The sequence below is a fragment of the Amycolatopsis deserti genome (genome assembly GCF_014653945.1).
Taxonomy (GTDB): domain Bacteria; phylum Actinomycetota; class Actinomycetes; order Mycobacteriales; family Pseudonocardiaceae; genus Amycolatopsis_E; species Amycolatopsis_E deserti.
The window spans coordinates 101,749-119,057 of record NZ_BNAU01000011.1; the positions used below are offsets into that span (position 1 = coordinate 101,749).

The following is a 17,309-nucleotide window of genomic DNA, read 5'->3' on the forward strand; positions in this document are numbered from 1 at the left end:
ACCCCGCCACACCTCGTCGGCTGAACCGCCGCCCCGGCCGCGACCGGCGCCCGAACCGCCATCCCGGCGATGAAGGCGGCCCGGCTCGCCGACCGGCGGCCGCTGACGGCTCCTCCGCCCCCGGCGATGAACGTGGCCGGGCTGAGCCGCCACCCGCCAGCGCGCCCGGGCTCGCCCACGCGGTGGGCCGTGTCGGCTACTCCGCCCCCGGCGGCGCAGCGCCGCTAGGCTCATCCAGCCGCCCGGCCCGCCAGGCGATTCCGCCATTCGGCGACGCTGCAGGGCCAGGCTGATGCCTGACCGCTTCGCCCGGCCGAGCTGGTATCACACATGCGACGGAACCGGCTCTTGCGCCCAGGAGCCGCTTCCGGAATTCAGCGCGTCCGGCGCCGCAGCAGGGCCGGGTCGATGTCCGCCGGTGGTTCGGGCGCGCCGAGGTCCGACGGCGAGTACCCCTTCGGGTAGCCGGGGTAGCTGCGCACCTTCGAGTTCAGCAGCTTCGACTTCCGGCGCGGCGGCAGCAGTCGCACCACCGCGGCCCGCGCGCGCAGCCCCGCCCGCGCCACGCGGCCCACCCACGCCGGGCTGGGGCGGAACCCGAACGCCGCCAGCATCCGGTCGTCGAGCAGGCTCTTGGCGCCGAGGGCCACCGCCGGGCGCAGCGGCTTCGGGAACCAGGCGCAGAACAGGTCCAAGGTGTACCGCCCGATCCGGTTGTTGTCGGGCGAGTACACGAAGTTCGCCTCTTCGTAGGCGTCCTTGAACTTGCGGAACGCCTCGAAGTCGCCCGGGATGTCCTTGATGCCCATCCGCCTGCCGACCTCGCGGAAGTAGAAGTACGCCGCCTGGCGCTCGTGCTCGTGCAGCGGCCGCCAGCCGAAGGAGTCGATCCAGTCGATCGGGTCGTAGACGAACGTCGACAGCACGTACAGCATGTCGTCGTTGCTGATGCGGTACCGGCCGTGCATCCGGTTGACCGTGCTCAGCGCCTCCCGCCCGCGCGGCGAGTCGTACCCGTTCTCCGCTAGTTCCGCCATCAGCACGGCTGTGTCGTCGTAGCGCTTCTGCGGCCGTTTCTCGAATTCGCCCGTCGCCGCGAGCAGGCGGGAGATGCTCGGCACGCAGTAGGTCCGGAACAGTGCGAACTCCAGCGCCCGCTGGTAGTCCCAGGGGAACTCGAAGCCGATGGAGATGCGGTAGATCTCCTGGTGGTCCCGCTCCGGGTCACACCGCTCGATCCGGCGCAGCCAGTATCCGGTCATCGCCGGCCTCCCGTCATCCACTCGGCCCGGGACGAGCCCCGTGGCACCAGCACCGTCCGGTAGCGGCCGGGCGTCGCCGACATGTGGACCTGCTCCGTCACTCCCTGGTAGCGCCCGAGGGGCGTGTCGGCGGTGAAGGTCTCCGGGTCCAGGTACTCGTGCTCCTCGCCGCGGCCGGCGACCTCGCTCGCGTACCCCTTGTCGAACACGCCCAGCCCCAGGATCCACAGCGCGGCCCGCGTCAGCGACACGTGCACCCGGTAGCTCCCGCCGTCCCGGGCCCGCCGCGCCAGCGCCTCCACGATCCCCGCCGTCAGCAGCCACGACACGATGTAGTCGTTGACCACCAGGATCGGCGGCAGCGCGGGCCGCACCCCGTCGCCCTCCAGGTGCATCATCCCGACCAGGCTGCCCGCGCTCTGGTCGAACCCCACCCGGTCCGCCCACGGCCCCTGCTGCCCGTTCAGCGACGCCGTCGCGTGGATGATCCCTGGCCGCACCGCCGCGGCCTCCTCCGCGGAAAACCCGATCTTCTCCAGATAACCCGGCCGCCGGTTCGCGTAGAAGACGTCCGCGTCCCGCAGCAGCGACCGCAGAAGCCCGGCGCCCTCGGCCTCGTACGGACTGATCGTCGACGACCGCACCCCGACGTTCGCCGTGATGTAGGTGACGTCGTGCTCCAGCTCGTCGGGCCGCCACACGTTCAGCACGTCCGCACCGTGCAACGCCAGCGCCCGGCCCACACCCGCGCCGGCGATCACGTGCCCCATCCCCAGCGCCCGCACCCCGGACAGCGGGTCCTCCGCCGCGCCAAGGGGTTCCGGCGCGCTGTCGCCGATCTTCGTGATCTCCACCAGCGGCAGGTCCGCCAGCACCTCGCGGTAGTGCGGCTCGGCCATCAGCTGCGCGGGCGTGCGCAGCATCGGCAGCACCGCGCCCGCCGTGACCGCCGCGTTCTCCAGGTCGCGGCCCCGCCACTTCGCGATCGCCGCGGCCACCGCCTCGGTGTCGTCCGGCGCGCCGAGCAGTTTCTGCGCCGCCAGCTTGATCTTCGGGTACGGGTTGAGCGGCATCACCCACTCATCGTCCGCCGTGCGGTAGAAGCGGAAACCGAGCGCCTGCGACGGGTTCGCCGGGGTGCTCGCCGGATACCCGTTGAGCAGCTCCCACTTCCGGTCGTAGAACGGGCACAGCCGGTGCGGCGCCACCCGCAGGTCGACACCGATGTCCTGCCCGTCGCCGCCGCGCAGCCGCCACAGCTTCGCGATCGCGGCGGACTTCGCGGCCAGCGCGATCGCCGCCGACCCGCCCAGCCGCAACGTACTCGGCACCACCGGGTCCGCGCCGCGGAACGTGATCGCGCCGCCGGTGTCGGCCGGGCTCATCCCGATCCCGGCCAGCACCTCGGCCAGCTCGGCGTGCGGGTCGAAGTCGTCGCTCGTCGCGGGGTTCGCCACGGCCGCGGTGACGCGCTCAGTCAGCGACATGGTCGAGCAGCTCCTCGGGGATCAGGACGTGCTTGGCGCGCAGGTACTCGCCGACGGCCTTGCCGACCTGGTCGACGCGCAGGTTCGCGGAGCCGCCGGTGCCCAGCAGGCCGCGCAGGACGAAGTGGACGGCGCGCAGGTGCGGGAACTCGTGCCGGACGATGTCGAGATCCTCGGCTTCCGGCAAGAGTTTGCGAAGCTCCGCTGTGGACAGTGCCTGCCGAAGCCACGGCCAGGCCCGCTCGTCCGGCACCCACACCCCGACGTTGCTGTTGCCGCCCTTGTCGCCGCTGCGCGCGTAGGCCACCGCACCCAGCGGCGCCGTGCGGACCCGCTCCGGCAGCGGCTGCCCGGCCGGTTCGGGGTGCACCGGCTGCGGCTGGACCGGCGCGGTGGGTGGCGGGCCGATCGGCAGCGTGCGGCCGTCGTCGAGGACGACCCGGTGCGGCACCTCCGACATCGGCAGCAGCGCCGGCCAGTAGTCGATGCGGGGCTTGCCGCGCGAGGTCAGCCCGGCGCCGCCGTCGTGGTAGAAGCCCGGGATGCTCTGCAGGTACAGCGATCCCAGCCGGGCGGCCAGGTTCAGCTTCGCCAGCGGCTCCGGGGCCGCCGCCACGGCCATCACCCGCAACGCGACGGTGGCGTCCCACTGCGTCTCCGGGTCCTCGGCCGCGGTGCCCAGGCGCGTGATGTCCAGCTCGACGCCCTCGGGCAGGTCGCGCGTGATCTGCGCGCGCAGCAGGGCGACCTTCGCGTCCACGTCCGGCGCGGTGATGTAGACGGTGTTGACCAGGGTGTGGCCGATCGCGGCGAACACCGCGACCTTCGTGGTCGGCGGAGGCGGGGACCCGGTCGCGCCGGTGACCTCCACCCGGTCCGGCCCGGCCTGCGCCAGCCGCACGGTGTCCAGGTGCACCGTGACGTCCGGGTTGAGGTAACGCGGGCCCTGGATCTCGTAGACCAGTTGCGCGGTCACGGTGTCGACGGTGACCGCCCCGCCGTGGCCGGCGTGCTTGGTGATCACGCTGCTGCCGTCCGCGGCGACCTCGGCGATCGGGAAGCCCGGCACCAGCATGTCCGGGATGCGCGTGAAGCCGGCGAAGTTGCCGCCCACGGCCTGCGCGCCGCACTCGATGACGTGCCCGGCGGTGACCGCGCCGGCGAGGGCGTCCCAGTCGTCGGCCGCCCAGCCGTGCCACCACGCGGCCGGCCCGGTGACCAGCGACGCGTCCGCGACCCGGCCGCACACCACGATGTCCGCGCCCTCGGCGAGCGCGGCCGCGATGCCCCAGCCGCCCAGGTAGGCGTTCGCGGCCAGCGGTTCGTGCCCCCAGGACGCCAGCGGCGCGCCGGTGTCCAGGTTCTCCAGCCGGTGCCCGGCCTGCGCGTACTCGCCCAGCCGGGACAGCACGTTGTCGCCCTCGACGTGCGCGATCCGCAGCGCGATGCCCTCGTCGGCGGCGACTTTGCGCAGCTTCTCGGCGAGGGCGGCGGGGTGGAAGCCGCCGGCGTTGGTCACCACCTTCACGCCCCGCTGCGCGATCGCGGCCAGGTGCGGGCGGATCTGGTCGACGAAGTACTCGACGTAGCCGCGATCCGGGTCCCGCCGGTAGCCGGTGGCCAATGCGGCCAGCGTGATCTCGGCGAGGTAGTCGCCGATCAGGACGTCCACCGGATCGCCGCTCATCGCCTCGTCGATCGCCGTGTAGCGATCCCCCAGATAGCCGGAGAAGTTCGCGATCCGGACAGCGGTCATCGGCGGCACCTCCCGTGGTTCCTCCCGACCATAGCTCATTAGCGATCGTTAGGTAATGGCCTCAGGCGATCTTCGACACGGCCAGGAAGACCTCCGTGCAGTGCTCCACCAGGTCCTCTTCGGACAGTTCGAGCGAGCCGTCCAGCCACGACGTCAGCGCCTGGGAGAGCCCGCCGACCAGCATCTCCGCGAGCAGGTCCAGGCGCGCGGTGGAGGGCATCCCGTAGAACTCGCGGGCCTGCAGGCCCAGCAGCCCGGCGAACCACCGCGCCGACGCGGCGCGCCGCTCCGCCAGGACGGTGTTGTGCAGGGTGGGGGAGAAGAGCAGGAAACCCTTGCGCGGATCCGCGGCGATCGTGCGGACCAGGCGGCTCAGCCCGGCGTGCGTCTTGACCCGGGCGTCGCCGGGAGCGGACTGGACGGCCTCCAGGGTCTTCGCCGCGATGCCCTCGACCACCGAGTCGTAGACCGCGACGGCCAGCGCGTCCCGGTCGGCGAAGTTCTCGTAGAAGTAACGCGCGGCCAGCCCGGCCTGGCGGCAGACGCCGCGCACGGTCAGGTTCCGGTCGCCATCGCGCGCGCCGAGCAGTTCCAGGCCGGCCTCGATGAGCTGGGCGCGGCGCTCGGCCTGCCGGTCCTCACCGGCGACGCCGCCGTAGGTGCGCAGCGATGACGTCTCCACGCCCCCATCTTGACAGGTGCGGTGCGGGCGCGCTGCAATATCTGCGAACGCGCGTGAGCAGATCGGAGACCGATGATGGCCGCCCCCGCCCGCCTCGACGACGCGATGATCGGGGCCGGCCTGCTGGCCGGCGGCGCGAACGTGATCATGCAGCTGGCGCACCCGTCCGTGGGCTACGGCGTGTACGAAAGCCGCGTGGACAGCGGGAACCTGTTCAAGCACCCGATCAAGCGCAGCCGGACCACGGTGACCTACCTGGCCGTCGCCGCGCTGGGCACCGACGAGGAGCGCGCGGCGTACCGCAAGGCTGTCAACGTCTCGCACGCGCAGGTCCGCTCGACCGAGTCCAGCCCGGTGTCCTACAACGCCTTCGACCCGAAGCTGCAGCTGTGGGTCGCCGCGTGCCTGTACCGGGGGTTCGAGGACGTCTACGAGGCGTTCATCGGGCCGCTGGACCCCGAGCGGGCCGAGGAGATCTACCGGCACTCGTCGGTCCTGGGCACCACGCTGCAGGTGAGGGAGGACATGTGGCCGGCCGACCGGCGGGCGTTCGAGGAGTACTGGGCCGACGCGCTGGCGGAGGTCTCGATCGACGACACGGTCCGCGAGTACCTGATGGGGATCGCCGACCTGGAGTTCCTGCCCGGGTTCGTCAGCCGCGTGCTGGGGCCGGTCAACCGGTTCGTCACGACCGGGTTCCTGCCCGGCGTGTTCCGGGAGCAGATGAAGCTGGACTGGACGGCGCGGGACCAGCGCCGGTTCGAGCGTCTGCTCAGGGCGATCGGCCTCGCGGTGCGGCTGTCACCCCGCCCACTGCGCGAGTTCCCGTTCAACGCCTACCTGTGGGACCTGCGGCGCCGCCTGCGCACCGGACGGCCGCTGGTCTAGGCGCGGCGCGGCGGTCCGGACGGGCCGCGGGCGGGCAGCGTCCGCCGGTACACCACGTTCGTCGTCGTGCTGCCGAACTGCGCCAGCTGGTCCGCGACCTCCTCCAGGTGCTCCATCGAGGCGGCCGCGACCTTCAGCGTGTAGCAGTCGTCGCCGGTGGTGCGCAGGCACTCCAGGATCTCGGTGCGCTCGGTGAGCACCCGGTGCAGCGGCTCGTGCCTGCTGCCCGGGTACTTCAGCCGCACCACGGCCAGCACCGGGTATCCGACCTTGCCGAGGTCGACCTCCGCGCGGTACCCGGTGATCACCCCCGCCGCCTCCAGCCGCTTGACCCGTTCGGTCGTCGCGGACGCGCTCAGGCTGACCCGCCGCGCCAGCTCGGTCAGCGGCACGCGCCCGTCCGCCTGCAGCTCGGTCAGGATCGCCCAGTCGGTCGCGTCGAGAGTCTCGGTCATGGCCCGAAAATACCGGCAGATCCCCGGCGGAAGGGCCGCAAAACCGCAAGGATTCCCTGTGACCTTCGTGGATCACTGCCTAACCTGGATGTCGTGCGAATCGGTGTGAACATTCCGAACTTCGGACCCGGCACCGATCCCGGCGTGCTCCGCGACTGGGGCCGGACCGTGGAGGGACTGGGGTTCGATCTGCTGATGGTGTCCGACCACGTGGCGATCACGCCGGACGTGGCGGGCCAGTACCCGGCGCCGTTCTACGAGCCGTTCACGACGTTGTCCTGGCTGGCCGGGGTGACCGAGCGGATCCGGCTCGGCACGACGATCCTCGTGCTGCCCTACCGGCATCCGCTGCTGACCGCGCGGATGGCGGCGAACCTGAACGCCCTCAGCGGGGGCCGACTGGTGCTCGGCGTCGGCGTGGGCTGGGCGCGCCAGGAGTTCGAGGCGCTCGGGGTGCCGTTCGAGCGGCGCGGCGCGCTGACCGACGAGTACCTGGACGTGCTGCGCGAGGCGTGGGCTGATCCGGGCTACCGGGCCGGGCGGATTCCGTTGTGGATCGGCGGGAACAGCGCGGCCGCCCTGCGCCGGGCCGTGCGGCTGGGCGAGCCGTGGCACCCGCTGCGGTTCGAGCTCGGCTGGTTCCGCGAGTCGTTGGGACGGCTGAAGGCGATCGCGGACGACGCGGGACGGCCGGTGCCCGGCCTGGCGCCGCGGATCGTGCTGCGCCTGACCGACGAACCGGTCACCGGGGACCGCCGGGCGGGGGAGGGCACGATCGAGCAGGTCGTCGCCGACCTCGCGGAACTGCGGGCCCTGGGCGCCGAGACCGTGGTGCTCGACCCGTTCGACGGTGACCCGGAAGAAACGTTGCGGCCCCAGGCCGCCTGGCAGGCGCTGGCCACGGTCCGCGCCCACGTGGAGGGCTGATGTCCGACGAGAAGTACCTGCGGCGCGCGATCGAGCTGGCCGCCGAAGCCCGGGCCTCGGGCAACCCGCCGTTCGGGTCGCTGCTGGTCGGCCCCGACGGGCGGATCCTGGCCGAGGAGCGCAACACCACGCTCACCGACCGGGACATCTCCGCGCACCCGGAGCAGAAACTGGCCCGCTGGGCGGCGCGCGAGCTGGACCCGGAGACGGCGGCCGGCACCACGATGTACACCAGCTGCCAGCCGTGCGGGATGTGCACGGGCGCGCTGGCGCGGTCCGGTCTCGGGCGGGTGGTCTTCGCCCTGTCGGGAGACCAGCTGGAGAGCCTGAAGGAGCCGACCGCGCCGGTCGTGGCGAGGCCGGTGCCGCAGGAGGGCCCGTTCCTGTTCGACGAGGCGCGCGTGCCGGTGGACGGCTACTACCGCTGACTGTCCGAAGCGGACCGAGCGGACCCGGTGGCGCGCCGGAAGGTGCGCACCAGCGCGGAATCCTGGTGCTCGGCGAGCGTGAGGGCGAACCCGAGCTCGTCGGCCCACTCGTCGCCCGAGCAGTCCTCACCCGGTGGCGGCGTCGCGCGCGGCGGCTCGCCGCGCGCCTTCGCCGCCTCCGCCAGGGGGAGCCAGCAGGCCGTCGCGAGGGCTTCAGTGCCCGCGTGGGCCCGGGCCGCCTCGACCGTGCCCGGGTCCACGTAGTCGCGCAGGACCAGGACCGCGTCGCGGATCTCGATCACCCGGCGGTACAGCCGCAGGTCGCTGGTCCACCGGCCGTTCTCCGGCAGGTGGACCCGCGGCACCGCCGTCACCAGGCGGCGCCACAACGGTTCCAGGCGGCGCAGCGTCCGGCGGTCGGCGGCGGCCCGGTGCAGCCGCACCAGCTGCGGCAGCGCCGTGCCGAGGGCCATGACCCACGCCGTGATCGCGACGTTGAGCGGGGCGGCCGCGCTCAGCCACGGTGACCGCGTGAGCAGGTAGGCGGGCGCGACCAGGCCCCAGAAGACGGTCGAGGAGGCGAACCCGGTGGCGAGCACGTACAGGCCGGCGCGCAGGGGCCGGGTGGTGGCCCGCCGCCCGTAGCGGGCGCAGAGGATCGCCGCGGGACCGGTGCCCAGCACGTGCGCGAGGCACAGCAGCGACCAGAACAGGCCGAACCACGGCACGTCGGCGGAGCTGACGCAACCCGGCGCGGGCGTGTTGATCAGCAGCAGCGCCGCGCTCACCAGGCCCGCTCCGCCGTAGACCAGGAACGGGCGGCGGCGGGAGGTGGCGGCCAGGACGAAGTCGAGGATGAGCGCGGAGCTCACGACGCCCCAGACGCTCACCACCATGCCGCAGCCGCCGCCCGGGCCGAAGGCGCGGTCGACCACGCCGGCGACCGGTTCGAGGACGAGGGTGATCGAGGTGGCCAGGCTCGCGATCGCGATCAGCATGCGCCGCCGCGGTGGGGCCCGTCGGGCGGCCGGCGCGCGGATCACCAGCGTCACCCACAGCACGAGCGTCCCGGCGGCCAGCAGGTCCGTTCCGGCGCTCTCCAGCGCCGCGGGGCTCACCGCGCACCCCGGCGCAGCCGGCCCGTCACTCCCAGGTCCCCCGCAGGCCGAGCGCCGTCTCGAACTCGCCGAGCGCCCCGGTGGTCGTCCAGCTCGCGCGGGCCTGCGCGGCGGTCCGGATGAGGCTGGCGACCAGCTCGGCCTCCTGCTCCTCCTCCGTGCTGTACCCGGTGCGGGCCAGCAGCCGCTCGATCAGCTCCGGCGACAGGTCCGGCAGCACCCGCGACAGCGGATGCGTCCCGCCGGCGCCGGTGTGGTCGCACAACAGGTGGCCGATCTCGTGCAGCACGATGTGGTCGCGGTGCACCCGGCTCGTCTTCTCCTCGACGTAGATCACGTCCGCCGACGCCAGCCGGATCCACGCCCCGCACGCGCCCGCGCCGGACCCCGGCGGGAGCGTGCGCACGTGGATGGGGCGGCCGCGCCGCGCGGCGAGGGCGTCGACCAGCGCCGGCACCGAGAACGGCCGGGGCAGCGGCAGGCCGGCCACCAGGGCCTGGCACCGTCGCAGATCGCGTCGCGTCGACATCGCTGCCGTCACCTCCGCTCGGGCGGGTTGTGCGAGCGGGCGCGGCACCTGCCCGGTCTAGGCGCCCGGCTCGTCGTCCGGCTGCTCGGCCGGCGGCCCGAGCCGCTCGATCTTGCGGGCCTCGGTGACCATGGCCAGCAGCGCGTCCAGGGTATCGTCGGACAGCCCGTCCGCGCGCAGCGCGATCGACCGGACCTTGTGGTTGCGCAGCGCCTGGGCCAGCTCGAGCTGGGCGTCGACGCGGGAGGTCACCGCGTCGTCCAGGAAGTAGTCGGGCGGCACGCCGAAGAACGCGGCGAGCGTGCCCAGCGTCTCCTGCGTCAGGTTGCGCTTGCGGCCGCTGGCCAGCTCCCACAGGTACGTGCTGGACAGCGTCGCCCCCGTGCGCTCGCGGATCTGCGCCGCCAGCTTCGCGTACCCGGGCCTGCCCTCGGGGTAGAGGGTGGTGATCAGGTGCGTGATCTTGGCGGCGAGGGAGCCGCCCTCCTGCCCGCCCTGGTCCATGGGGTTCCTCGCGCTCGAAGGGATCGTCCGCTGCGGCGGACGGCCGGTGGTCGGCAGTCATTCTCAAACAGCCGGAGGCCGTTGACAAACGGAGGTGTCGTGCACCTATTCTGGCCCACGTCATCCGCTCTAGCGGATGGCGGCCGGCGGGGCCTGGGGGCTCGCCGGCCTTTTTTTCGTGTCGGGATCCGTTCAGCCTGCACGCCCCGCCCGGAAGCGGCTATGATGGTGGAGGCGTCGTTCTCCCAGTGACCCCCAGGCTGGTCGAGGACGACGCCCCTTTTTTGCGACTTGACTTATGTTCACGGTATGCATTAGATGATTTCAGTAGTGCAGAAGACCTGCCGACAGGGGGAGAAGTGAGCGAGCCGTTGCGGGCCGGGATCATCGGCGCCGGGTTCATCGGAGCCGTGCACGCCCGCGCGGTGCGCACGCTGGGCCAGGACCTGGCCGCGGTGGCCGCGTCCACGCCCGCGCGTTCCCGCGCGGCGGCGGCGGAGCTGGGCGCGCGGACGGCGGTGGACAGCGCGGAGGAGCTGGCCGCCGCGCCGGACATCGACGTCGTGCACATCTGCACCCCGAACGCCCTGCACGCGCCGCTGACCCGCATCGCGCTGGAGTCGGGCAAGCACGTCGTCCTGGAGAAGCCGGTCGGCACGAACAGCGCGGAGGTCGCCGACCTCGTCCGGCGGTGGCGCGACTCCGACCGCGTGGTCGCCGTGCCGTTCGCCTACCGCTTCTACCCGGTGGTGCGCGAGGTGCGGGAGCGGGTGCGCGGCCGGCGGATCCGGCTGATCCACGGCGCCTACCTGCAGGACTGGCTCTCCCGCGACAGCGACACGAACTGGCGCGTGCGGTCGGAGCTGGGCGGGCCGTCGCGCGCGTTCGGCGACATCGGGGTGCACTGGTGCGATCTGGCGGAGTTCGTCACGGGGCAGCGGATCGCGCGGGTGCACGCGGTGCTGCCGCGGGTCGTGCCGGTGCGGGCGGGCACCGAGGTGGACACCGAGGACGCGGCGCTGCTGCAGTTCGAGACCGAGCAGGGCGTGTTCGGCTCGGCGGTGATCAGCCAGATCTCGCCGGGACGGCGCAACCAGCTGCAGCTGCGGATCGACACGCCCGAGACCGAGTACGCGTTCGACCAGCAGGAGCCGGAGATCCTGTGGATGGGCGGGCGCGACGAGACGCGGATCCTGCACCGCGGCGACCCCGCCCTCGGCCCCGACGCGACCTCCCGCAACCTCGTCCCGGCCGGCCACCCGCAGGGCTACCTGGACTCCTTCACCGGCTTCATCGCCGACACCTACGCCACGATCCGCGGCGAGAAGCCCGAGGGCCTGCCGACGCTGGCCGACGGAGCCCGCGCCACGGCGATCACCGAGGCGGTCCTGAGCTCCGCCACCCGCCGCGACTGGGTGGAGGTCCAGGCCTGAGCGACGAACCTTGACATCCGCTCGTCGTCCGCGAAGATGAAACGCGTATTTCATTGAGCGGACGAGGTGGGTATGACGAGCGACTCGGGCAACTGGCCTGTTCTCCGGTCGTATCCGGAGAACAGGCTGCGGCGAATCACGATGCCGCTCGGCGGCATCGGAACCGGCACTGTCGGTCTCGGTGGACGTGGCGACCTCCGCGACTGGGAGATCATGAACCGGCCGGCCAAGGGCTTCACGCCGGAGCGGGCGTTCTTCGCGGTACGCGTTGCCGAGCAGGACGGTTCGTCGCTGCTGCGGGCAGCGGAAGGGCGGATCGATCCCGGCGACTACGAGGGACGATACGGATCGCTCGTGCCCGGCAGCGGCCTTCCTCGCTTTCGTCACGCGACCTTCGATGCGGCGTACCCGCTCGCTCAGGTCACGTTGTCGGATCCTGGGTTCCCGGTCTGGGTGAGGTTGGAGGCGTTCAACCCGTTCGTGCCAGTGGACGCGGACTTCAGCGGCATACCGGTGGCGGTACTCCGCTATGTGGTGTCGAACTCCGATGACCGCCCGCGGCTGGTGACACTGTGCGGGAGCATGCCCAATCTGGTGGGTCAGAACACCGACGGCGCCCTGGTCGAGGGAGGTTTCAACACTCGTCAGGCGGTGGGCGACCTGATCGGTGTACAGTGCTCGGGAAGTCCGGAGCACTGCGATGCCGAACGCTGGGGAACGATGGCAATCGCCGCGATGACCTCGCCAGGGGACGACGTCACCGCGCGGACGAACTGGATCGCGCGGGGCGTCGGCGACGACCTGCTCGATTTCTGGGACGATCTGGCCGCGGACGGCAGGCTCGACGAGCGGGCGAGCGATCGACGGGATCCCGTTGGCTCCGTGGCGGTCACGCGATGGCTGGGACCAGGGGAGTCGACGACCTTCCCGTTCCTCATCACCTGGCACTTTCCGCACAGGCGAGCATGGGTCGACGAGGAACTGCTGCCGGGGAACGAGCGGACGCCGGAGATCGTCGGCAACCACTACACCGGTCTTTGGTCGGACGCGTGGGCGGTCGCGGCCGACGTGGCCGAGAGGTACGACGAACTCGAGTCGCGGACAGTGGAATTCGTGCGGGCCTTCTGTTCGTCCGACCTGCCGGGGCCGGTCAAGGAGGCGGCGCTGTTCAACCTCAGCACGCTGCGCAGCCAAACCTGTTTTCGTACCGGTGATGGCCGCTTCTACGGCTGGGAGGGGTGCAACGACCGGTCCGGCAGCTGTTTCGGAAGCTGTACCCACGTCTGGAACTACGAGCCGGCGACCGCGCACCTTTTCGGGTCTCTCGCGAGGGCGATGCGCGAGGTGGAGTTCGCCCACGCGACCGACTCGGACGGGCGGATGAGCTTCCGGGTGATGCTTCCCCTGGATCGTGCGCAGGAGTGGGCTTTCGCGGCGGCCGACGGACAGCTGGGTTGCCTGGTCAAGCTGTACCGCGAATGGACGTTGTCGGGGGACGACCGGCTGCTGAGTGCTTTGTGGCCCACCGCCCGCCGCGCGCTGGAGTTCTGCTGGATCCCGGGCGGCTGGGACGCCGATCGCGACGGGGTGCTCGAAGGGTGCCAGCACAACACGATGGATGTCGAGTACTACGGCCCGAACCCGCAGATGGGCGGCTGGTATCTGGCGGCGCTACGGGCGGCGGAGGAGATGGCTCGGCATCTCGGTGAAGACGCCTTCGCCGAGACATGTGGATCGTTGTTCCGAAGCGGCTCGACGTGGATCGACGACAACCTCTTCACCGGTTCCTACTACCGCCAGCTCGTGCGGCCGGTGGCTCCTGGCGAGCCGGTGGCGGCCGGCCTGCTCTGGCCCCTGCTACCCATCGACCCCGGCGCACCCGACTACCAGCTCGGCGACGGTTGCCTGCTCGATCAGATGGTCGGGCAGGTGTTGGCGCACCAGACCGGGCTCGGCCACCTTCTCGATCCCGACCACATCCGAACGACCCTGGAATCCGTCCTGCGCCTCAACCGCCGAGCCGGACTCGACGCGCATTTCAACCCAATGCGTAGTTACGCGCTCGGGGACGAGAACGCTTTGATCATGTGCAGTTACGACGAGGGGGAGCGGCCCCGTCGGCCGTTTCCCTACTACGCCGAGGTGATGACCGGCGCCGAGTACACCGCCGCGGCCGCGCTCGCCTACGAGGGTCGGGTGGACGACGCGGTGCGGATCGTCCAGGACGTGCGCGACAGGTACGACGGGTTCAAACGCAATCCGTTCGACGAAGCCGAAGCGGGACACCATTACGTCCGGGCACTGGCGAGCTGGGGTGTTTCGCTGGCAGTCACGGGATTCCGCTACAGCAGACGCTCCGCCACCCTGTGGTTGAGAGGGAAAAAGGGCGCGAGGGATTTCTGGTCCACAGGCGACGCCTGGGGAACGGCATATCAGCATCTCGGTGACGGGGCTGCTCAGGTGCGTGTCGAGGTGCACGGGGGCTCGCTCGAGCTTCTCGTCGTCGAACTGGCAGGGTTGGGGACATGCCGTCGTGCGGATGCGGCGTCGACCGCCTCGGTTTCGGCTGGACAGTCCGTCCTGCTGTACGGCGAGGGGCATTGACGGCGGTCACTGACCCGGGCACGGCACATACGTGAAGCGAGGATCCCCGTCGAGGGCTGCCCGCAAGTCCGGGAACCTGTCGCTGCGCAAGTACACCACCACCCAGTTCTGTTGTCCGTCCCGCCGGAACGTGGCGGTCCGATAGCTTCCGTTCTCGACCCAGTGCCGGAAAGCTCCGGCGTAGCGAGCATCGACGGCACAGGGCTGACTCGTCGCGTATCCGCGGCCCGTGACGATCACGAGCGACGGCCTCCGTTCGTTCACCACGTATTCCCAGTCGTTCGAGATGTGCCCGGCGACGTGAATCGGGTTGTCCTTCGTCCCCTGCCGGCCGATGTGCTCGTCGGTCAGGCCGAGGGCGTCCACGACGACGATCTCCGGGCCGGCGTTGTACGAGATCGCTCCGTTGGCCACGGTGCTGATCACGGTCCCCGGTTCGAGCCGAGCGTGGAACCAGTCGCCGATTTCGGCGAGAGCGGCCGTGTAGCGACCGCCGGTGTGGATGAGGGGCGCCATTCTCGGCGCCATGACGCTGATCAGCAACGACATCAGGCAGAGTGTCGCGGTGACGAGTGGTAGGCCGCGGTGCGCGTCCTGGTGAGTCGGCCTGACCTCCAAGTCTTGCCGGTCGGTGGCGCGTCCGGCGAGGACGATGCCCGTCGCCGACGCGGTGGCTGTCGCCAACAGGGGTGGCACTGGTGCGAAGAAGCGCCATGCCGCCATGTAGTCGCCGCCCACGTATACGACGAACAAGGTGTAGGCGACCGCGATGGTGAACAGCAGCCACACCGCGTGGCGGGCCGGCTTCGAGGAAGCGGCAGGTCCGGCCTTCCCGTGCAGTGCCAGCACTGTCGCGCCCGCGACAGCGACGAGCAGGAGTCCGTGATGCGCGAGCCCGAAGTCGGCGAAGTACTTGAGCCCCTCGCTCAGCTGCCATCCGAGGGCGCCGCCCGACTTCGCGGCCAGCGTGTTCGGCAGCAGGTGTCCGTAATAGAGGAGTCGCCAGACCGTCCAGGGCACGGCCAGTACGAGTACTCCGGCCGTGTAGAGGACGACGGGGCGCGGTCGCGAAACCCTGTCGCCCCGGCCGGCCAGCAGCGAGCCCAGGACCACTACGGCCACCAGTGCGCCATCCGGCCTCGTCATCGTGCCGAGCGCGGCCAGGACGCCTGCCGTGAAGTGGTGATCAGTGAACACGGCGAAGCAGGTCGCGAGCACGAGCAACGTGAAGAGCGAGCTTTCCATTCCGGAGCTGGCGTAGGCGGCGAGGCTGCCGGCGACCGCGGTGAGCGCGGCGGCCAACAGCCCGAACCGTCCGACCTCGGCGCGGCTCTTCGAACCGGCGGAGGCGACGATCCGATTCGTGAGGAGGTAGGCCAGCACGACGCAGCCGACAGTGCAGGCCATGCCGAGCGCGATGGAGACGGCCATGATCCCCCGGCCGGCGATCGCCTGCGGAATCGCGACAACCACGGTCCACAGGAAGTTCGAGTACCCCTCGACCCGTTCGCCGGGGTTGAACACCAGGCCGCGACCTTCGGCGAGGTTGAGGGCATAGCGGTAGGTGATGAACGCGTCCTCGGTGACGGTGTAGAAGAGCATCTGATGTGCGAGTGACACCGCCACGGTGGTGCCGAGGCCTGCTGCTCGCCACCTTGTTGAGGTGGGGAAGCGAGGCCAGCCGAGAATCAAGACGATGGCCATCGCCGCCCAGCTGATGAAGACGGCCGCAGTGAGCCACTCCGTCAGGTCCGGTCGCTGGTCGAGAACGATCACGAGGCCCCCTGCCACCTGTGGCGCACTGACGTAGTCGGAGATTGGCAGAGTCGAGGCGGCAGGGTGACGGGGCGAGTTCAACCGGCCAAGCCGACACCCTTGTGCTGATTCCAGGTAAATCTCTGCGCGTGGGCGGCTGATCGGGCGACATTTCACGCCGATGTCGGCGTGAATCCGCTATTTTGAACTGGTGACCGCAACCATCCCGTCCGACCAGCTCGACGATCTGGTCCTGGTGCTCGACCTGGTGCGCTCCGGCGCCGCGCGGACCCGGCCGGAGCTGGGCAGGCGGTCGGGGCTCGGGCGGACCGTCATCAGCCAGCGCGTCGGCCACCTGATGCGCGCCGGGCTGCTCGAAGACGGCGAGCTGGGCCCCTCCAGCGGCGGGCGCGCGCCGCGGGAGCTGCGGTTCCGCTCCGGCGCCGGGGTGATCCTCACCGCCGAGCTGGGCGCCACCAGCATCAGCGCCGGGCTCACCGACCTCGCCGGGACCCTGCTCGCGCAGCGCACCGAGCCCTCCGACGTCGCCCGCGGGCCGGAACCCGTGCTCGCCCAGGTCGGCGCGCTCTTCGACGACCTGCTGGCCGCCCGGCCGGACGCGCAGGTGTGGGGTGTGGGCATCGGGCTTCCGGGGCCGGTCGAGTTCGCCACCGGGCGGCCCAGCGCCCCGCCGATCATGCCCGGCTGGGACGGCTACCCGGTGCGCGACCACTTCGCCCGGCGGCACAACGCGCCGGTGTGGGTGGACAACGAGGTCAACGCGATGACGCTCGGCGAGTTCCGGGCCGGCGCGGCGGCCGGGGTGCGCGACTACCTCTACGTCAAGATCGGCACCGGGATCGGCGCCGGGCTCATCTCCGGCGGCCACCTGCACCGCGGCAGCCAGGGCTGCGCCGGCGACATCGGGCACACGGCGGCCCGCACCGACACGACGGTCGTGTGCCGCTGCGGCAACGTCGGCTGCCTGGAAGCGCTTGCCGGGGGCGCGGCGCTGGCCCGCGACGGCGAGACGGCGGCGAAGGAGGGCGCCAGCCCGATCTTGGCCGAGCGGCTCGCCGGCAACGGTGTGGTCACCGCGGAGGACGTGGCGTGGGCGGCGCAGAACGGCGACCGGGCGGCGCTGGAGCTGATCCAGCGCGCGGGACGGCTGATCGGCGACCAGCTCGCGATGCTGGTGAGTTTCTTCAACCCGTCGCTGCTGCTGATCGGCGGCGGCGTGGCCGGTGCGGGCGACCACCTGCTCGCCACGATCCGCGAGGTGATCTACGGCAGGTCCCTGCCCCTGGCGACGCGGGACCTGCGCATCGTGCGCTCCTCGCTGGGCGACCAGGCGGGCGTGGTGGGCGCGGCGTTCATGGTGCTGGACGAGCTGTTCACGCGCGACCGCCTGGCGAGGTGGATCGACGCCGGCACCCCGGCGGGGCTGCCGGACCTGACGGCGGCCTGAACACGGCAACGGG

The 17,309-nt window shown here is 71.5% G+C and carries 15 protein-coding genes; 6 read left to right on the forward strand and 9 right to left on the reverse strand.

Annotated features, from left to right (window positions below; genetic code table 11):
• Positions 1–374: 374 nt before the first annotated feature.
• The 4 genes from IE290_RS34145 to IE290_RS34160 form a co-directional block, all read right to left on the reverse strand.
• Positions 375–1,262, reverse strand: a complete 888-nt coding sequence (locus IE290_RS34145) for an oxygenase MpaB family protein (RefSeq protein ID WP_191248862.1) — start codon at positions 1,260–1,262, stop codon at positions 375–377.
• Positions 1,259–2,749, reverse strand: coding sequence for a CoA transferase (locus IE290_RS34150; protein WP_191248863.1), 1,491 nt, complete (start codon positions 2,747–2,749; stop codon positions 1,259–1,261). The genes IE290_RS34145 and IE290_RS34150 overlap by 4 nt, the downstream gene beginning before the upstream one ends.
• A complete protein-coding gene (locus IE290_RS34155) occupies positions 2,736–4,505 on the reverse strand; it encodes an acyclic terpene utilization AtuA family protein (protein WP_191248864.1) in 1,770 nt (589 codons plus the stop codon). The genes IE290_RS34150 and IE290_RS34155 overlap by 14 nt, the downstream gene beginning before the upstream one ends.
• A 61-nt stretch (positions 4,506–4,566) precedes the next feature.
• A complete protein-coding gene (locus IE290_RS34160) occupies positions 4,567–5,187 on the reverse strand; it encodes a TetR/AcrR family transcriptional regulator (RefSeq protein WP_191248865.1) in 621 nt (206 codons plus the stop codon).
• Positions 5,188–5,259: 72 nt separating this feature from the next.
• On the opposite strand from IE290_RS34160, the gene IE290_RS34165 reads away from it, so the two are divergent.
• Positions 5,260–6,075: an oxygenase MpaB family protein gene (locus tag IE290_RS34165; protein ID WP_191248866.1), complete on the forward strand. Its 816-nt coding sequence runs from the start codon at positions 5,260–5,262 to the stop codon at positions 6,073–6,075.
• Here IE290_RS34165 and IE290_RS34170 read toward each other — a convergent pair.
• Positions 6,072–6,530: an Lrp/AsnC family transcriptional regulator gene (locus IE290_RS34170; protein WP_191248867.1), complete on the reverse strand. Its 459-nt coding sequence runs from the start codon at positions 6,528–6,530 to the stop codon at positions 6,072–6,074. The genes IE290_RS34165 and IE290_RS34170 overlap by 4 nt on opposite strands.
• A 93-nt stretch (positions 6,531–6,623) precedes the next feature.
• Between IE290_RS34170 and IE290_RS34175 the strand changes: the two genes are divergently transcribed.
• Together IE290_RS34175 and IE290_RS34180 are read left to right on the forward strand one after the other, a co-directional pair.
• Positions 6,624–7,457: an LLM class flavin-dependent oxidoreductase gene (locus tag IE290_RS34175; RefSeq protein ID WP_191248868.1), complete on the forward strand. Its 834-nt coding sequence runs from the start codon at positions 6,624–6,626 to the stop codon at positions 7,455–7,457.
• On the forward strand, positions 7,457–7,885 hold the full coding sequence (locus tag IE290_RS34180) for a nucleoside deaminase (protein WP_191248869.1): 429 nt from the start codon (positions 7,457–7,459) through the stop codon (positions 7,883–7,885). Before IE290_RS34175 ends, IE290_RS34180 begins: the two co-directional genes overlap by 1 nt.
• Here the strand turns inward: IE290_RS34180 and IE290_RS34185 are convergent.
• Genes IE290_RS34185 through IE290_RS34195 form a run of 3 tightly spaced genes read right to left on the reverse strand, consistent with a single transcriptional unit; the run spans position 7,876 to position 10,036 of the window.
• A complete protein-coding gene (locus IE290_RS34185) occupies positions 7,876–9,003 on the reverse strand; it encodes an MAB_1171c family putative transporter (protein ID WP_191248870.1) in 1,128 nt (375 codons plus the stop codon). The two genes, IE290_RS34180 and IE290_RS34185, sit on opposite strands and share 10 nt — an antisense overlap.
• A gap of 25 nt (positions 9,004–9,028) precedes the next feature.
• Positions 9,029–9,532 carry a hypothetical protein gene (locus IE290_RS34190; RefSeq protein ID WP_191248871.1) on the reverse strand — a complete coding sequence of 168 codons (504 nt, stop codon included), beginning with the start codon at positions 9,530–9,532 and terminating at the stop codon, positions 9,029–9,031.
• Between the two features lie 57 nt (positions 9,533–9,589).
• Positions 9,590–10,036 (reverse strand): hypothetical protein, encoded by a 447-nt coding sequence (locus IE290_RS34195; RefSeq protein WP_094007941.1) that lies wholly within the window; start codon positions 10,034–10,036, stop codon positions 9,590–9,592.
• 359 nt (positions 10,037–10,395) lie between these two features.
• On the opposite strand from IE290_RS34195, the gene IE290_RS34200 reads away from it, so the two are divergent.
• Positions 10,396–11,469 (forward strand): Gfo/Idh/MocA family protein, encoded by a 1,074-nt coding sequence (locus tag IE290_RS34200; RefSeq protein ID WP_191248872.1) that lies wholly within the window; start codon positions 10,396–10,398, stop codon positions 11,467–11,469.
• Between the two features lie 72 nt (positions 11,470–11,541).
• Positions 11,542–14,073, forward strand: a complete 2,532-nt coding sequence (locus IE290_RS34205; RefSeq protein WP_191248873.1) for a GH116 family glycosyl-hydrolase — start codon at positions 11,542–11,544, stop codon at positions 14,071–14,073.
• 6 nt (positions 14,074–14,079) lie between these two features.
• On the opposite strand, the gene IE290_RS34210 is transcribed toward IE290_RS34205, so the two are convergent.
• Complete coding sequence (locus tag IE290_RS34210; protein ID WP_191248874.1) at positions 14,080–15,849, reverse strand: DUF8728 domain-containing protein; 1,770 nt, start codon at positions 15,847–15,849, stop codon at positions 14,080–14,082.
• A 190-nt stretch (positions 15,850–16,039) separates the two neighbouring features.
• On the opposite strand from IE290_RS34210, the gene IE290_RS34215 reads away from it, so the two are divergent.
• On the forward strand, positions 16,040–17,296 hold the full coding sequence (locus IE290_RS34215) for an ROK family protein (RefSeq protein ID WP_191248875.1): 1,257 nt from the start codon (positions 16,040–16,042) through the stop codon (positions 17,294–17,296).
• The last annotated feature ends 13 nt before the right edge of the window (positions 17,297–17,309 follow it).